Origin of the sequence: Novipirellula herctigrandis, from assembly GCA_007859835.1 — a bacterium.
GTDB classification, from domain to species: Bacteria; Planctomycetota; Planctomycetia; order Pirellulales; family Pirellulaceae; genus Novipirellula_A; species Novipirellula_A herctigrandis.
Window position 1 is genome coordinate 8,375,117 of record SJPJ01000001.1, and the last position, 18,530, is coordinate 8,393,646.

Consider the following 18,530-nt stretch of genomic DNA (forward strand, 5'->3'; position numbering starts at 1 on the left):
TAGGCTACCCTTCGTAATGCAAGTTTAACTCTGCTTCGCCGATCGGGTTATAATGCAATCGCATCTGCCCTTAGAAACTTCGCGACCCGCCCGAAGAAAGTGCTCGAAATCTTGTGTAGATTGAACAACTGAATTGCCCTGACCACACACATCAGATCGACGTAGGAACGCGAATTATCGCGTGATTGCGAATGACTCTGTTTAGAAAATGCCTTCCACTGGGCACGGGCATCAAAAATTTGACCGGCCGGTGATTTACGATTACATTTACGGACCTCAAATGGCGGTGCAACAGCCCTTCCTGGTATGCTTCATCCGTCGCCGGTGTGGTCCCAATGGTCGAATTGAGTTAACGGTTTTGTGTTGACGCAGGCGAGCATCGGAAAATGCCCCGAGCGACGTGAAAGCAAGGTGTTCGGGACGCGAAGTCATAAGAATTTGTCGTCATCTCTATCTTCTCTTGTTCTGGGATTTTCATGGGACGCAACACCTTTCGCTTCCAAACCGATTCTGTGCGAAAAAAGCGACGGCGACTGACTTGCGAATTGCTTGAAAGCAGACGCGTTCTGGCAGGCGCCGGTCCCGAAGTGCTGTCCATTGTGCGAGCAGATGCAAACCCGACCAATGACGCGCAAGTTGCATTCGAGATTACGTTCGATGAGGCAGTCACCGGCGTTGATGCGAACGATTTTGCGTTTGCGGTTTCCGGAGTCACAAGCCCAAGTGTCGCGAACGTTACCGGTAGTGGCACCGTTTATCGGGCGGTTGTTAATACGGGTACCGGCGATGGCACGCTTCGTTTGGATCTGATTGACAATGATTCAATCTTAGATAATCAAAACAAACCGCTGGGCGGTAGCGGAACGACTGGCAACAAAGATGGATCATTCTTTGGCGCGCAGTCGTATACGATCGACAAGACGGCGCCCATCACGACGGGGGCAACATTGGTGGGAACGCCCGCCGCAATTGACGCGACGATTGATTTCAACTTGACGTTTAGTGAACCGGTCTCGACAATCGTTGCATCCATGTTCCAGCTTTCTGGATCCGCATCACCCACCGCTACGATCTCGAGCGTTAGCGGTTCAGGGTCGTCCTATGTGATCAACGTCGATACCGGTGGCGGGCAAGGCGACCTGCAATTGGACTTCGTCGATGACGATACCATCACCGATGCGGTGGGCAACCCGGTCAATGGAATCGGCAGCCAAACGATTGTTGGCCAGTCACACACCGTCGATCATGTTGCGCCTACGGTTGTCTCGATTGTGGCGGACCAGCCCAGCCCGACCAATGCGGAACTGATCTCACTTGAGGTGACCTTTGACGAACCAGTCGTCAATGTTGGCTTGAACGACTTTCAATTGACTGCGACAGATGTCACGAACGCGATGATCACCAATGTTGTCGGTTCCAGTAATGTCTACACCGTGACGATCAGCACTGGAACGGGCGATGGATCCGTTCAGCTTTCGATGAGTCCCACTGCGATGATTAGCGACGTCGCTGGAAACGTGCTGCCGGTTTCATCGACCGTGTCGAGTCTGCTTGAAATTGACAAGACGCTGGCGATCTCAATGAGCGTCGCGGTCGTGGGAAGCGGTTTTAGCGATGCATCGAGCGTGCAATATGACGTAACGTTTCCCGAGCCGATGCTAGGAATCTCCCCAGGCGTCTTTGAAGTGTACACGTCTGGGACTTCCACGTTGACAGGCATGTCCGTCAGTTCGGTGACGGGCAGTGGCACGGATTATACGGTGACGATTGATACCGGCAGCGGCGATGGTTCGCTGTTTCTGCGATTGAATAATCTGCCGGGAACCGCTCGTGATTTGGCGGGCAACGTCGCTAACGTCATTTATGCAAGCGGTTCGGTTTGGACGATTGACCGAACGGCACCGACGATCGATAGCATCAATCTGGTTTCTTCGGCATCAAGCAATCAGGCATCGGTGGCATTCGATGTTTCACTGAGTGAATCGATGTACGGATTGTCCGCGAGCGATTTCTTCCTCGTGACAACGGGGGTTTCAGGAGCGTCGATTTCCTCGGTTTCACAAAACGGCAGCAGTTTGTTGTACCGTGTGTTCGTCAACACTGGCTCGGGAAATGGCACCGTGTCGATCGCTAACACGACGACGGGTCTTGGATCGGACTCAGCTGGCAACCCGTTTGCCAGCGTGCAAAGCGGATTTCCAAGTTACATTATGGATCGCACGGCTCCATTGATCACGTCGCTTGTTCGGCAAGACACCAACCCGACGGCCGCAGGATCGGTTCAGTTTGGTTTACAGTTCTCTGAGCCCGTTGAAAATTTTGGCATCGACGATCTCCTGGTTCTAACCAACGGCACGCTCTCGGGTGCCTCCGTTACTTCAGTCAATGGCGACGGGACTAGTTTTGTTGTTTCGGTTGATACCGGATCGGGTGATGGAGATTTGGAACTGGGAACGGTTGCCAGCCCAACCGCCACGGACGCTGCCGGGAATACAATCCCGTCTAGCTACTCGGGTGGCGAAGTCTATACGCTCGATCGAACCACGCCGACCATTTTAATGGTCGACCGAGTCTCGCCCACCGTCACGACTGGTAATAGCATTCAGTATGTAGTCAGTTACAGCGAGCCGGTTCTGAACGTGCAGACCAGTGATTTCTTGGTGGTTACCTCGCCCGAGGCTACGCCTCAGCCAGCGATTAGTGCGGTCGGTGTCGAGGGGGCGACCGCCACTGTGACCGTCGACGTTAGCAGTTATGAGGGCGCGGTCTATCTGTACGCCAAAGGCGGTGAAATCACGGACGCGGTCGGCAACCCAATCGGGAACCAAGTGGTGGCGTCACAGCAATTCTACGTCGATCGCACGCCACCGATGGTAACCAGCGTGGTGTTGGAACAGTCGACGCCTACGACGCTCAGTGACCTTTCGTTTTTGGTGACGCTCAGCGAGTTGATTAACGGCTTTAGTTCGGCGGACGTCGCGATTGATCAGACCGGTTTACCCAATGCGGCGGTGTCGTCGATTGAGTATGTTGCGAGCGATCAGCGGCGGGTGCATGTCAGCGTAGGGCAGGGACAAGGTTCTTTGTCGATTGACATTCTTGGTGACCAGACCATTCGAGACCTAGCCAATCAGAAAATCGTTGGCGATTCGACGGATCACCCCGCTTACGTGGTGGACAACCTCGCTCCCACGGTACAGTCGATTTCGCTAGTCGGCCCCAATCCGATCACCACATCGACGTTCACTTTCCAAGTGGCGTTCAGTGAACCCGTGACCGGAGTTTCATCAAGTTCGTTTTCTGTGGCGGCGACCGGCGCTGTTTCCGCAACCATCGACTCGGTAACCGGCAGCGGTGATACGTACGAAGTGACGGTGACTAATTCAGGCGACACGGGCACGATTGCTCTAACGGTCAACGATGATGATTCTATTGCTGATGCGTTGCTGAATCCACTTGGTGGAGTTGGTGACAACAACGGGGATTTCGCATCGGCGACTTTCGGCGTCGGTACGACAGGACGGATCGCAGGCCGCGTCGTTGATGACATGGATGGCGATGGCTATGCCGACCTAGCAGAGGTGGGCATTGTTGGTGTCACGGTTTACGTTGACCAGAACGGCAACGCGCAGTATGACACTGGCGAACCTTACGCGGAAACGCTCGGGGATGATGGAACGACAACCGAAGTTAACGAAGCGGGGACCTACCTGATTTCCGGAGTCATGCCGGGCGAACAGACCGTGCGGATGGTCTCGCCCGTCGGTTGGCTACAAACCAATCCTGCGATGCGTGCGTCTGGAAGCGGGCAACTCACATTGGTTCAGTTGCTGCAAGACAACGTCGGCGGCAACAATGCGTTGGAGGAAGTGGCAGGGGTTACAGAAAGTCCTGATGGGAACTTTGTCTACGTGGCCGCGTATACGGACAATGCCGTGACCGTCTATTCTCGCAACCCAAGCACTGGCGGTCTAACGCGGGTGCAAACGGTTGTGAACGGCAGTGACGGTGTTGCTGGTTTGGTTGGTGCTCAATCAATCGCAATCACGCAGGACGGACAACATTTGTATGTCGCATCGGCCATTGATGATGCATTGGTGATGTTCTCACGCGACGAGTCAACGGGTTTGCTGACCTATTTGGGGCACCTGAAACAAGGCGTCGGTGGCGTCGATGGATTGAATGAAGCCACCGCGATTCGTGAAAGCGCCGATGGCAAGAATCTCTACGTCGCCTCGGTAACCAGTAGTTCGCTAGCCGTGTTCGATCGAGACCCTGCATCTGGTTTGGTCACCTTCTCTCAAAAGTTGACTGGCGCAACAGGCAATTCGTTCTCTGTCGATCTCAGCCCGGACCAGCGGCATGTCTACCTGTCGTCCGGAACGTCCAACGCCGTCAACGTCTATGACCGTGATTTGTCGACGGGGCAACTGACGCTGACTCAAACGGTAACGAAGGCATCTGCTGGATTTTCGACGCTGAATGAACCTTGGGGCATTTCGGTCGCGCCCGATGGCAAGCATGTCTATGTGGCGACGCGATTGAGCCAAGGGGTCGTCGTGCTAAATCGTGATGTAGTCACCGGGCATGTCTCGTTCAACCAGTTTGTGCCGGATCCATTTTCTTTTGCGAATCCAGATCCGGTCGCGGTGTTGGTTAGCCCCGATGGTCATCATGTTGCCGTGACATTTCAGACCGGTGGCGGTTTGGCGATCTACAGCCGCGACCAAGCGTCCGGCCAATTGACGTTAGTTGAATTTTACCGAGACGGCGTTGATGGCTTCAACCTCCTAAGAGGTGCTTGGGATGTTGAGTTTTCAAATGATGGCAAGTCGTTGTATTTGGTGACGGCTTACGAAGATGCAATCTACGCGTTTGATCGTGAAGTCGGCGATTATGTACCTTCGTCCGTTTCTGCGTCCGTTAGCGTTGGTGAAACGATCACCCTGGACGCGTTCGGCACAACAAATTTGGTTCCCAGGGTCGAGTCGATTACGTATAGCGGTGCCAACCCCGCCACTGACGCAGCAGTGGACTTTTTGGTCGAATTTACCGAGCCCGTTTCCGGCGTTGATGTGAGTGACTTTACCTTTGTCGGTTCGTTTGCAGGAGCCACTGCGATTGCCGTTGTTGGCAGCGACGCCAGTTATACGCTGAGCGTTAGTCTTGCTGACGGTTTGCAAGGAACGTTGTCACCGCGTGTCAGTTTCGCTGGCGGGGTCGTTGACAACGAAGGACAACCGCTTGGCGGGGACGGCAGTGCCGTTTTCGACTCGATCGATGTGGATCGCCAAGCACCCACTTTGCTGTCGTCAAGCAAATTGGATTCGGAGCCGACGAACCAAACGAACTTGCGGTATCAACTAACCTTTTCAGAGCCTGTCACGGGTTTGGACTTGAGCGACTTGTCGGTTACCGCGTCGGGGGTGACCGGTGGTGCGGTCGATTCCGTCACTGGTAGCGGCGATACGTACGTTGTCAGGATTTCCTATTCGGGTGGCGAGGGGACGATTGGCCTTGTCTTTGCCGACGATGATTCGATTGTCGATGGTGTCGGCTATTCCCTGGGCGGACCCGGTACGTCGTCGATTCCGCTGGCGTCTTACAATGTGCTGCTCGGCACGATCGAAGGAACTATTTTTAGCGACCTCGATTCCAACGGCCTGTTTGATGCGGGCGAGTCGGGTGTCGGGGCGATGACGTTGTTCATTGATGTTAATAATGACGGCGACCTTGACGGGGGCGAGCCAACCACGACGTCGGATCCGTCGACCGGAACCTATTCGTTCGGCGGTTTAATCGACGGTAACTATACCGTGCGTTGGCAACCACAATCGCCATATCTGCAAACCTTCCCATCTGGGAATGCGTCGCAGTCCGTTTCCGTTGCAGTGGCGTCTGGCGATTCCACTGCCGACTTTGGTGTTCATTTTGTGTTGCCAGGCACCATTGAGGGCGTCTTTTGGGATGACTTGGATGAAAACGGGCTGCTTGACATCGGCGAAGTCGGGGTCGCTGGATTGACGGTCTATGTCGACCTGAATGAGAATGGCGCCTTTGATGCGGGGACGGAACCCAGTTACGTCACCGACGTGGACGACGCGGAAACATCCGACTTGGACGAGACCGGCCAGTACACATTCACTGGACTGCAACCGGGGGCGTATACGATTCGAGTCGTGTCCAGCCAGTGGCAGTTCTTGGATGCATCGCCCTGGGACAATTCGATACCTTCGACTTACACCGACGCAACGAACTTTTCGGCCGATAACAAGACGGTTCGGATCAGCCCTGACGGTAACTTTGCTTACGTGTTCGATCACCTGAGCAACAAAATTGTCGTGCTGCAGATGCCGTCAACGCCCGGCGGTACGCTGACTCAAGTTCAATTGCTGACAGGCGAGTTCGCTGGCACGACCAACGCGATTGGTGATATTGCCTTCACGCCGGACGGGTCCACGATGTACGTCGTCGAGAACCAGTCGAATCAGTTGGCAGTTTACTCGCGAAATACCAGCGATGGAACGTTGGCACGCTGGCAAACGGTGTTCCCACCAGGCGTCTTCCCCTATTCGCTAGAAGTCGCACCCGACGGAAACCATTTGTACGTGGGCGGCGGTTACCTTGCGCCGTATTCAATCGATCCCACGGATGGCTCACTCACCACGCTAGTCTCCACAGCGACGCCGGCCCGGGTGCAAGACATTGTCTTCAATAGTGAAGGGACGCGGTTGTACGCTGCGGATTACGGCAATGGTCTGATCCGCGTTTATTCACGCGATACCACAACCGGTGCAATCACACAGTTACAGGCGATCGATTCACAGATCACGACGGATCTGTACAGCCTGTGGTCAATGGAGATTTCGGATGACGACCAAGATATCTACCTTGCCGCTCCGTTGACGGACCTGATTTGGCACTTCAAGGCCCAACCCGACGGGACGCTGGTGTATTCCCAGCATTACGATTTGGATACGGACAATATTCGTGACATCCCAATGGATTTGGAGCTTTCCGCCGACGGGAAAACACTGCTAGTGGCGCTGGGACTTGATAACGCGATCCAGGTGCTTCATCGAGATACGACCGATGGCAGTTTGTCGGTTGGCAGCGTGCTGGGGACAAGCGATCCGACAATTGCCAATATCTATCAAAACTCCTCATCGTTAATGGGCCTTTCAGCTGACGGTGGACTGTTAGTGCGTGCCAACAACCGCGCCCAATCGCTTGAACTCTATCAAGTCTCTGATGGTGTCAGCAGTACCGCGACTTTTGAGGTCATGGAAGCTCAAACCTCGTCCATCAACTTTGGTGTGACCCTCCAATCGCCGAAAGTCGTCTCAGTCGCGTCTTCGACGCTTGGTCCCACCAATGCGACTTCGATCGATGTCGTAGTGACGTTCGATGAACCTGTTACGGGAGTTGATATAGGTGACTTTGCGATCGACGCTTCGGGTGTCAGTGGTGTGTCGATTCAATCGGTTAGCGGTGCGGCGACGCAGTACACCGTGACGCTTGACGCGAGTGCAGCAACAGGTGAAGGCACCGTGGTGCTTCGAGTCATTGATAACGATACGATCGTCGACGCTGACTTGCACCCGCTTGATGGCGTTGGAACAAGTTCCAATGCGGGACAGTCTGCGGCAGTAATGGTTGACCATCAATCGCCGACCGTCATTTCGATCGTGGCGTTGAATTCCCCGATCGTCGATTCGTCCGATGTTCAGTTCACAGTGACGTTCTCGGAATCCGTTAGCGGTGTCGATTCAGGCGATTTTGCGGTTACTATGTCGGGCAGTGTATCGGCTGCGTCACTGCTGACTGTCACACCAGGTGCGCAAGCCAATACGTTTGATGTGGTCGTCAGTTCAGGGACGGGCGACGGAACGATTTCATTGAACTTAAGTGACAACGACACGATTGTTGACGTCGTGGGACACGCCCTGGGAGGTGTTGGGCTTAGCAACGGTGACTTTGTTGGGGATTTCGCAATTATCGAGCGTAATCCGCTGCGGACGATCAATGGCACGGTGTTCAACGATATCAACAATGATGGTGTTCGTGACGCAGGTGAAGACGGTGCAGATGGCTCGCAAATCTTCATTGACCTCAATGGTAATGGCGACTTGGACAGTGGTTCGGAACCGTTCGATTGGTACGTTACGGATGGCATTTTCAGCTTTCCTAATCTGCCGCTGGGAACCTATACGCTACGGGTGACTGATCGACTGCATTACGTCGAGTCAGCATTTTCAACGACGACGGTCGATCTTGGTTTTGACGATGATCCGTTGGTGGTCGATGTGCCAGCGACGCAAAACCAGTCAGCCTTTGTTGGAGTGGTGTTCGACGACTTGAATCAGAACGGTGTTCGTGATGCCGGTGAGCCCGGGATCTCAGGCCAACGGGTTTACTGGGATGACGATTTCGATGGCCAGTACGAAGACTTTGACACGTTCGTCGTAACGACTGACGACGATCTTGGAACGGTCGGGGACGAAACGGGAACGTATGAATTGTCTCCGCTATGGTACCGGCTGTATCAAATTCGAGTCGATCGCGGACCTGAATGGTTGCCGACGTCGTCCGAATCCGCAGACGCAACGATTAGTTCGTCGACTCAGGTGGTCAATGCAGACTTTGGGCTAACGCCAAATTTGACTTCCATTTCCGGCGTCGTATTTGATGACGTTGACGGCGACGGCGTGCAACAAGCCGGCGAGAATTCTGCGGCCGGTTGGACGGTCTTCTTGGACGCAGACGACAATGGGCTCTTGGATGCTGGCGAATCGTCCCAGACGACCGATGCGACCGGGGGGTATTCGTTTGATCATCTTGCTCTTGGCAATCATCGTGTTCGCATGATGCCGCAATCCGGGTATGTAATCACGAGTACCGACTCAGCGTTCGTTCCGATTGCCACGAGCACGGACACCGCGAACGTCGATTTCGCTACGCATGCAAACTTGACCACGATTTCTGGTCACTTGTTCGACGATGTCAACGCCGACGGTGTCGTGGATGCGGGGGAAGGGCCTATTGATGGCGTGGCGGTTTATTTGGACTCAAATGATAACGCTCGATTCGATGTGGGCGAACCTTCGACGATAACGGGCGCATCAGGCAACTACACGTTTATCGACGTGCAACCCGGCGAGGTCGTTGTACGAATCGTGCCGCCGACCGGTTACGATCAATCGACGCCGTCAGTCCCCGTCGATCGGTTGTTTGTTTGGCACGGAAGCGACACGCTTCGCGAAGTCGATCCGACCGACGGTTCGACGATTGCGGATTATTGGCAGTTGACCTATCCGACCACCTCGATCACGGCGGAAGGTTTGGCCTTTGATGGCGAATCATTGTGGGCACTAGATCGCAACCAGAAAAAAATATTCGAGATCGATCCGGATGCAGTGACGATCGAAAGCCAGATTGATATCTCGTCGCTCGGACCGCCGACTTATGGGGTTGCTTGGAACGGGCTGGCGATCATCGATTCGACAATTTATGTATCGGGTGCGGGCGGCGAAATGGGATCCGTCGACGCGTCCACGGGAACGTTGCTCGGCTTTGACTCTGTGTTTGATTCCAATTTTGCCTCGCCATTCCTATCCGGTGTGAATCAGCTTTTAGGAGTGGGCGTTTCCTCGGACGGTCAGTCACTGGTCGTCTCTACCGATGCAGATACAATTCTGACGCTGGATCCCACGACGCTTGCGATCAGTGGATCCAACGCGGCGATCACCAGTTTCGAGCTTTCTGGTGTCGGTTCCGTTGGCGGATCGACGTATGTTTCGCAAATCAGCAGTTCGTCATTACTGGTTTTCGATAGTGTGGGGAATCAGACCGGAACGCTTCTAATTGGGTGCCAGGCGGTAGCCGTAGCCGGTGGCGTTTATCAAGATCACGCCGCGCGATTGACGGTTGCTTTGGATCAACAAGTCACCGGTGTTGAATTCGGTGCGTCGCAATTCTCAGGCAGCATTTCGGGTGTTCAGTTCTTTGACGATAACGGCAATGGCGTTTTGGATGGCGGTGAACAGCCTGCTGTCGGCGTGACAGTGTTTGCCGATTTGAACAACAATGGTAGCCGTGATTTTGATGAACCTTTTGCGGTCAGTGCCGGTGATGGTTCTTACACGATCGAGGGTGTTTCGCCGGGAAGCCTAATCGTTCGAGCAACATCCGTAAGTCATCGTCCGAGTGACGCCTACTCGTCTCAAGACCGATTGTTTGGACTCAGGAATCTTTCGGGTTTCGTCCGGATTGACGAGATTGATACGACGACCGGTTCGATCGCTAACAGCCTGTTTACGTCTGTGCCTTACAACATCGCGGTTGCGATGGCGTTCGATGGCCAACGGCTAATCATTGTCGATAGCTCCGACGACATGCTATATCAAGTCGGGCTGGATGGCGCGATCATTCGTAGTCGTCATTTGGGCGAACCCTTCATCAACCAAACCAATGGCCAAACCGAGTACACGGCCGTGACCGATTTTGGGCCAATCGTCGTTGGCGGCACGATCTATACGATTCGATCCGAGTTTGGCGGTTTGACGTTGTACTCGTACGACGCAGCGGCTGACGAGTTCACGAAAGAGCGCCCGATCAGTTTGGAATGGGGCCTCGAGTCGATGCCGGTTTCGTACAATCCGACCTTTCCTGTGGCGAATTTTGGTTCCGGCGTCAGTGCGGATGGGAAAAGCATCGTATTGGCGACTGACGACGATCGCCTGATCGAAATCGACCTGGCAAGCGGCATCGCCACGTTCAGCCCTGAGCAGGTCTCCTCTAACGGCTTCGACTATGCGATCGATTCCGTTGGTGGCGAAACCTTCATTGCCTATTCGGGTCGTATCGAAGTCGTCGACAATGATGGGAATCTACTTCGCACTCTGACCGCGATTCCAACCTACTTGGGATTGGCCGGTGGCACCTATCGAGACAACGGGCAAGTCGTTGATGTGATCGTGGGACAGACAGCGACAGTTGATCATGGGCACGTCAGCACTGGCGGTATCATCTCCGGAACGATCGTCACGGACGCGAACGAGAATGGTGTCATCGATGCTGGCGAATCAGTCGTCGCGGGTGCCACCGTCTTTTTGGATCTCGACCGAAACGGACTTCTGGACGCAGGTGAGCCCATAGCGACGAGCGACGCGTCAGGAACCTATTCGTTCACGGGGGTTGCGCCGGGCGAGTATTCGGTTCGACAAGTGGCCAGTACGGGCACGATTGCTAGAGCGTTTGCGCCGGACCAAACTCGATTGTTCCAAGCGATCCGCGGCACCGACAATCTGGTTGTGATTCAAGAACTCGATCCGATCACGAGCGAAGTGTTGAACCAATTCGATTCACCGCTTCCCGCCGTGACGAGCATCGGATTGGCGGCAAGAGAGAATCGTGTTTACTACTCGCGTAGCGGTGCCATTGACGTTCTGAATGCGAATGATGGCACGCTTTTAGATTCGATTCCTATTTCGACAGGAACGAAAGATGGTCTCGCGATCATCGGTGAGCGAGCCTACGTGCAAGATTACAACCAGAATACGATCCAGGTTGTCGATTTGGTCACGCGGCGCATTGTGGACAACTTGGACATTGGATTGGCCAACGGCGGAGGTCCCGGTTCGTTCAACCTTGCCTTTTCTTTGGCCGAAGCACCCGACGGAGTCAACTTGGCCGTTGTGCCGTACAGTGGCGGCGATGTTTCAATCGTTGATCCAAGTACTGGCGTGATTATCGACTCACTGAGTGGCATCTATGCAGGGACCGGTAGCGCGAGCGCCGGTGGGGAATATTATGAACGTGGCATCTTTTCCAATGGAGTTCAAATCACGATTTTCGTTCACGATCATCTAGGACTGCAACGCCGCGTCCTTCCGCTGACGTATGAAGGATATGTGTACGGTTTAGGAGCGACTTCGATTCCGGCGACCGAGCACCGAGTCACCCTGTTTCCAGAACAGTCACTTTCAGGTGTGGATTTCGGAGAAGTTTCCGAATCGGCGACGATCAGCGGCATCCAATTTGGTGACGTTAATGCAAACGGTATCCAAGATGCGGGCGAGTTTGGACTCTCGGGGGTCACCGTGTTTGCGGACTTGAACGCGAATGGATTCATTGACGCTGGTGAACCATCGACTGTCAGTATCGGTGACGGCAGTTACACACTGACCGACGTCCCGCGAGGTTCGCAGTGGATACGTACGGCGGCAACGGGTTATAACGCGACGTCGAGTTTGGGGTCGAGCAATCGTATGTTCGGGACGACGCGAGTCCCGGACGCATCAAGCCCGACACAGTACGTCTTGCAAATTCGCGAATTGGATCCGGCGACGGGAATTCCTATCGCCTACACCGCGACAAGCATCCCCGTGCTAACGGCGTACACCAGCGCGTTCGTGAATGATCGGTTGATCATTGTGGACAACGGCCAAGACAAGATCATGCAAGTCGCCTTGGACGGTACGTTGATCGGCGAATCTCCGCTACCGAACTCTGGCAGTTCGTTTGCGTACGCTTATGGACCCGCCGTGATCGACGGCACGGTTTACGTGACGATGATTGGCGGAGGCAAACCACTGCGACTGGAACGGTACGATCTGGAAACAAATCAGTTCTACGGAGCAATGTTTATCTCGGAAGATGTATCACAGAATCCCTCGCTTGACCCAATGCCGCAGATTTCCGAATCCGTGGCCGAGTCGCCGGATGGTAAGTCGATTGTGCTTTTTTCCTACGTCGACGATCGTGCGTTTATCGTTGATCCGCTGACCGCTCGCGTTACCACGGTCGTGAATTTGCCCGAAACGGGCAATCGCGTTTATTTCGCAGCAACATTGGCCGGAGAACTTTACGCTCGTGGTTCAAGTTCGAGTGCCAACTTGAACGTTTACGATGCAAACTACGCGTTTGTACGTACGTTGGGGAATCCGCAAACAGGCGGGTTGGCCGCTGGCATAGATTTGGCACTGGGAGTCCTTGTTGATGCGAACTCAGCGGCAATTGCCAATGTCGATATCGGCCAACGTGAAATTCACACCGATGTGACCGGGATCGTCTCGTATGACACGAACGTCAATGGCATCGTCGATCCTGGCGAAGAAACGGCTGGCGCGACAGTCTACTTGGACGCTAACCGCAACGGTGTATTGGATATTGGTGAGGTAACGACAACGACGTTCGTCGACGGTAGCTACTCGTTTACTCAGCTCTCAGCGGGTGACTACTCCGTTGCGGTTGATCACCCTACGAGCGAACGGGTCGTCACCACTGCGATTGAAACGGCATTGTTCGCGTTGGAAGTTTCCGGCGGAGTATCAACCATTCGGAAGCACGACGCGATCACCGGGCAAGTGCTACGCGAGTTCTCGGCCCCTGGCGTGTCGTTGGATGTTGCCGGTTTAGCTGTCGACGATTACGCGCTCTATTATGCATCGCCCGATGGTGTCTGGGTACTGGATCACGACACTGGTGCCGTGATGGACTTCTTCGATTTTGCGAATGCTCAGTACGACGGCCTCGCCGCGCTTGGGGGACGCATCTTCGTTCTCAACTCGACGACTGAGTCAATTCTTAGCATCGATCCGAGAACCGGTATCATCCTCGACACGTTGGCGATCAACGCGATCAACAATACGTCTTACTCGTTCAGCGGCAACTTGGGCGAGTCAACCGACGGCGAGAACCTAATCATGAGAATGCCTTCGGGTGGCGGGCTTTTAATTGATCCGGACACCGGTCTGATCGAACAATGGTATGCGTACAACTATGGTGCCTGGGCGATCGCCGGTGCCGATGGTGAGCTATATCGTTCCAATGGCGGTACAGCGATTCGTGTCGAGTCGGAACTTGAGCAACAAATTCGCTTGGTGCCCGTTGGTTACGAACCGCGTTCCATCGCTGCTGCGGTGATCCCGGCATCCGCGTACGACTTGCGTGCTGCCGAAGCAATCAATTTCACGGCACTTGATTTCCAACTCGCACCGGCCGACCAATTTCCAACGACCATTATCAGCGGCGTCGTTTGGAGTGACCTTGACCACGATGGGATGCGTGATGCGGGTGAGGCTGGATTACCCAGCGTGACAGTTTACATCGATGTCAATCATAACCATATGTTTGATGCTGGTGACATTAGCCAAACGACTCTGCCAGACGATCCTGAGACAACCGCTGTGGATGAATCGGGTAGCTACTCCTTTGCTGGCTTACCGCCGGGAATCTACGATGTACGGCAAGTTGTTCAGACATCTTTCGTTGGCACGTCGCCGGTCGATCACGTTTTGGAGTATGACCAGCGGTACGATACTGACTTTGTGATGCCATCGCAGTTCGAGGATCATCCGCTCGATGATTTGCGTCTGAGCGAAACGGGCCGATATTTAGTCTACGCAAGCACGCGTCAAGTTCTTTCCGAGGACACGAATACCGTCCGTGATGTTTACTTGTTGGATCGAACCACGAACGAACAAGAGCTGGTGTCCATCACCACGGCGGGTCTCTCGGCGAATAACAACAGTTTTGAACCGGACGTTTCGAGCGACGGACGCTACGTCATCTTCCGATCCTGGGCCAACAACTTGGATCCGGCCGATACCGACAACTTCTTGGATGTCTATATTCGCGATCGATTGCTTGGAACAACCACGCTGTTGACCGCCGGTATCAACGGTGGACCCGGAAATGGCAATTCGCGAGACGCGATCATCACGCCTGATGGCCATTTCGTCGTGCTTACGTCCTGGGGCGATCAGTTGGTCACCGGGGACACAAACGCTCTTGCTGATACATTCGTATTCGACTTGCAATCCAACACAGTTCAGCGAGTCAGTGTTACGCATACCCACGCACTCACCGACGGTAGCAGTTGGGGCGGCGACATCACCCCCGATGGTCGATACGTGTTGTTCACGTCGAGTTCATCACAACTAGTTCCAGGCGACACGAATGCCCAGAACGATATTTTCCGCAAAGATTTGATCACCGGCCAAGTCGAGCTTGCATCGGCTTCGGATACTGGCACGCCAGGAGACAACAAAAGTCAAAAACGTTCGATCAGTGACGATGGTCGCTGGGTTGTGTTCGATTCGTTGGCATCCAATCTGACGAGCGACGCACATCCAGGATCAGGCGAAGCGTATTACGTCTATTTGAAAGACATGCAAACGGGCGACATCAAACGTATCAGCAACACAACGGTGTTGGGTGCATACGAGGGCAACAGCCAACGCCCAGAGATTAGCGGTGATGGCCGGTTTGTGGTGTTTGAAACCGACGGCCAACTCGTTCCGGCCGATACAAACCAACGAATCGACGTCTACATGTACGACCGACTGACAGAGGAATTGATCTTAGTAAGCCACGGTGACAATGGTCAGCTTAGTCGTGATTCCAGCAACAACGCGGTCATTAGCGCGGACGGGTCAACGATTGCTTTCACAACAAATTCGTCAAATATTTTGGGCCTGAAGACGATTGGCGGAATCGTCACTGTCGATATCGAGAAATTGCTGGCCGCACATCGCGTCCAACTGTCGACCGGTGGCCAGTCGTCCGGAAACGACTTTGGCCAAGTCTTCGTCACCAGTTCGATCACGGGAACACTATGGAATGACGAAAATGGCGACGGGGTATTGGACGATACCGAACCACGACTCGGCGGGCGCACATTGTTCTTGGATACCAACAATAATGGTGCTTTCGATATCGGCGAACCGACGCGAGTGACACTTGCCGACGATCCTGTCTCACCGACGATCAACGAGGCTGGTTCGTACGAGTTTGCTGGACTTAGCGCCGGGAACTACGCGGTTCGTCAGATTCTGCCGACCGGTTGGACACAAACCGCGCCGATCGAAGTCGCCGGAATACAGCTTCTAACCGAAACTGACTATGCCCACGGCGTCAACACCACCACGCATCCGATTTACGATTCAGCTGCCAGCGATGATGGACGATTCATTGCGTTTTCGACAAACAAGTCGATGTTGCCAATCGATACCAACACCGGTTCGGACCTTTACCTGATGGATCGCAGCACCGGTGACATCGAGCTAGTATCGCAATCCACTTCGGGGACGCTGGCAAACGGAGTTAGCCGAAACGTCTCAATCAGTGGCGACGGTCGATATGTAGTCTTTCGATCCTTCGCGAGCAATCTGTCAGCGATGGATTCAAACGGTACGTGGAATATTTACGTTCGCGACAGACAGCTGGAAACAACAACGTTGGTCAGTTCCGCCCCAGCGAGTCAAACTAGCGGCGAACAGGTCGGTAATAGCTACAGCTACAACCCGAAGATTAGCCGTGACGGCAGCGTCGTCACATTCTGGTCCAATTCGAGCAACCTGATCGATGGCGACACGAACGGCCAATTTGATGTGTTCTTGAAGAACATGCAAACGGGCACTATCGAGCGAATTAACGTTGATTCAGACGAGAATCAAGCAAGCGGTGGACAGAGTCATGAGAATTTGCCCAACGCCAATGGTCAGTTGGTCGGATTTTGGAGCAACGCAACCAATCTTGTCCCAGGTGACAACAATGCATCCAATGACGTGTTCATTCGCGATCGACAGACGGGGCTAACCGAGCGTGTCAGCGTGTCAGCAACCGGTGAGCAAGGAAATGCATCCAGTGATCATTTCTCGATGTCCGATGATGGTCGGTTTTTTGCTTTTCAGTCAAACGCAACCAACTTGACCAGCGACGTCGGCTTGACCGGCAGCAAGCAAGTCTTCTTGAAAGATCGACAAACGGGCACCGTGACACTCGTTTCAAAAGGTGACGCGGCGTTACCCGATGGAACGGCTTTGTATCCCGCAATCAGTAGCGACGGACGTTGGCTCACGTATCAATCGACTTCTAGCAACATTGTCCCCGACGACACGAACGGCAGTGTCGATGTCTTTTTGTACGACACCGTCAATGCCACGACCGCAATACTAAGTCGAAACACCGCGGGTGGTGCATCGGATGGTCCCAGTGACTGGCCAAGGATGTCGCGAGACGGTTCAACGATTATGTTCAATTCAGCCGCAACCAATCTGGTCGACCAATCCCCCGTAAGCGGCGCGCTGTACATCTATCGAACCCAAAGCGATGACCCGTTCGTGATGAAGGTCGCGTTAGGGCTCGACCAGACGCTTGCCGGCAATAATTTCGGCAGCCAGGAAATGGTAGACCGAGGTGATGCACCCCAGAGCTATGGTTCTGCAACTCACCGATTCGATCCCGAAATCCGACTTGGAGCTGAAGTTAGCTTCGACATTCAAACGGGACTAGCTGATCCCGATGACGACGGCGTGTTGGTAACCAGCCGATTGTCGGCTGGCTTCAGTGGACAATTCGAAGTCACTACTTCCACCGTTGGTACGCTTGCCGCATGGATCGACTTCAACGCCGATGGCGATTTCGATCCAGAAGAACGCAGTGAATTTACGGTCGGGATTGCAGAGTCGACCACCACGGAGTCGATCGTGATTTCGATTCCCGCGGATGCGACACTCGGGGAAACGTACGCGCGTTTCCGATTCAGTACCGATGCCACATCGGTTCAATTGCCAACCGGTCAGGCTCTTAATGGAGAAGTCGAGGACTACCCTGTCACACTCGAAACACCAGTCGCCGCTACCGACATTGCACTTTCCAACACGTCCATCAACGAAAATCTAGATACTTCGGCTGCGGATCTGCTGTTCGCAAGCCTTGCTGGCGTTGATGAAGACCACAACGATTCACACACCTTTGAACTCGTCCCCGGAACCGGCGACACCGACAACACCAAATTTGTCATCTCAGGCGATCAAATACTACTAAAACAAGGTGAGATTCTGGACTACGAAACGCAGTCATCCTATACGGTGCGGATTCAGGTCAGCGATGCCGCAGGATTAACTTTTGAGAAATCGGTGGAGCTTGGCGTCAATAACCTTGTCGAACTCACAAAGCAACACATCACCGTCGGTGACGGAGCGGCACAACGTTCACGGATTGACACAGTCACCATTGAGTTTGACGCGGAAATAGCCATCGAACCGAACGCCTTTGTTGTCACCAAGCGGGGTGATGGCGGTGGCCAAGTCATCGTCGATTTCACAACGCGAGTGGACTCCAATGGCCACACCATCGCTGACCTGACTTTCAGCGGTTTGTTCGTTAATTTTGGCTCCCTGGTCGACGGGAACTATGAATTGCGAGTTGATGCGGCTAAAATCGTCTCTGTAGGTGGATTCGGTTTAGACGCCAACCAAGACGGCGTGACCGGAGACGACTTCCGATTTGGCGACGACGCAGCGGATAAGTTCTTCCGACTGTTTGGTGATGTTCGAGGGCTTCGTGCCGTTGGCGCATTTGAGTTCAACCAGTTCCGCCAATCGTTTGGAAAAGTAGCGGTTCAGTTCGGATACAACCAAGCGTTCGACTACCGCGGCCTAGGAGTTGTCGGATCTTTTGAGTTCAATGAGTTCAGAAAACGATACGGTTCGATCCTTGGCTGGGAATAGTCTTACTTCATT

The 18,530-nt window shown here is 53.9% G+C and carries 1 protein-coding gene; it reads left to right on the forward strand.

The features are described 5' to 3' along the window. Positions 1 to 512: 512 nt before the first annotated feature. Positions 513 to 18,518 (forward strand): SdrD B-like domain-containing protein, encoded by an 18,006-nt coding sequence (locus CA13_RS30265; protein ID WP_419195028.1) that lies wholly within the window; start codon positions 513 to 515, stop codon positions 18,516 to 18,518. Positions 18,519 to 18,530: the final 12 nt, after the last annotated feature.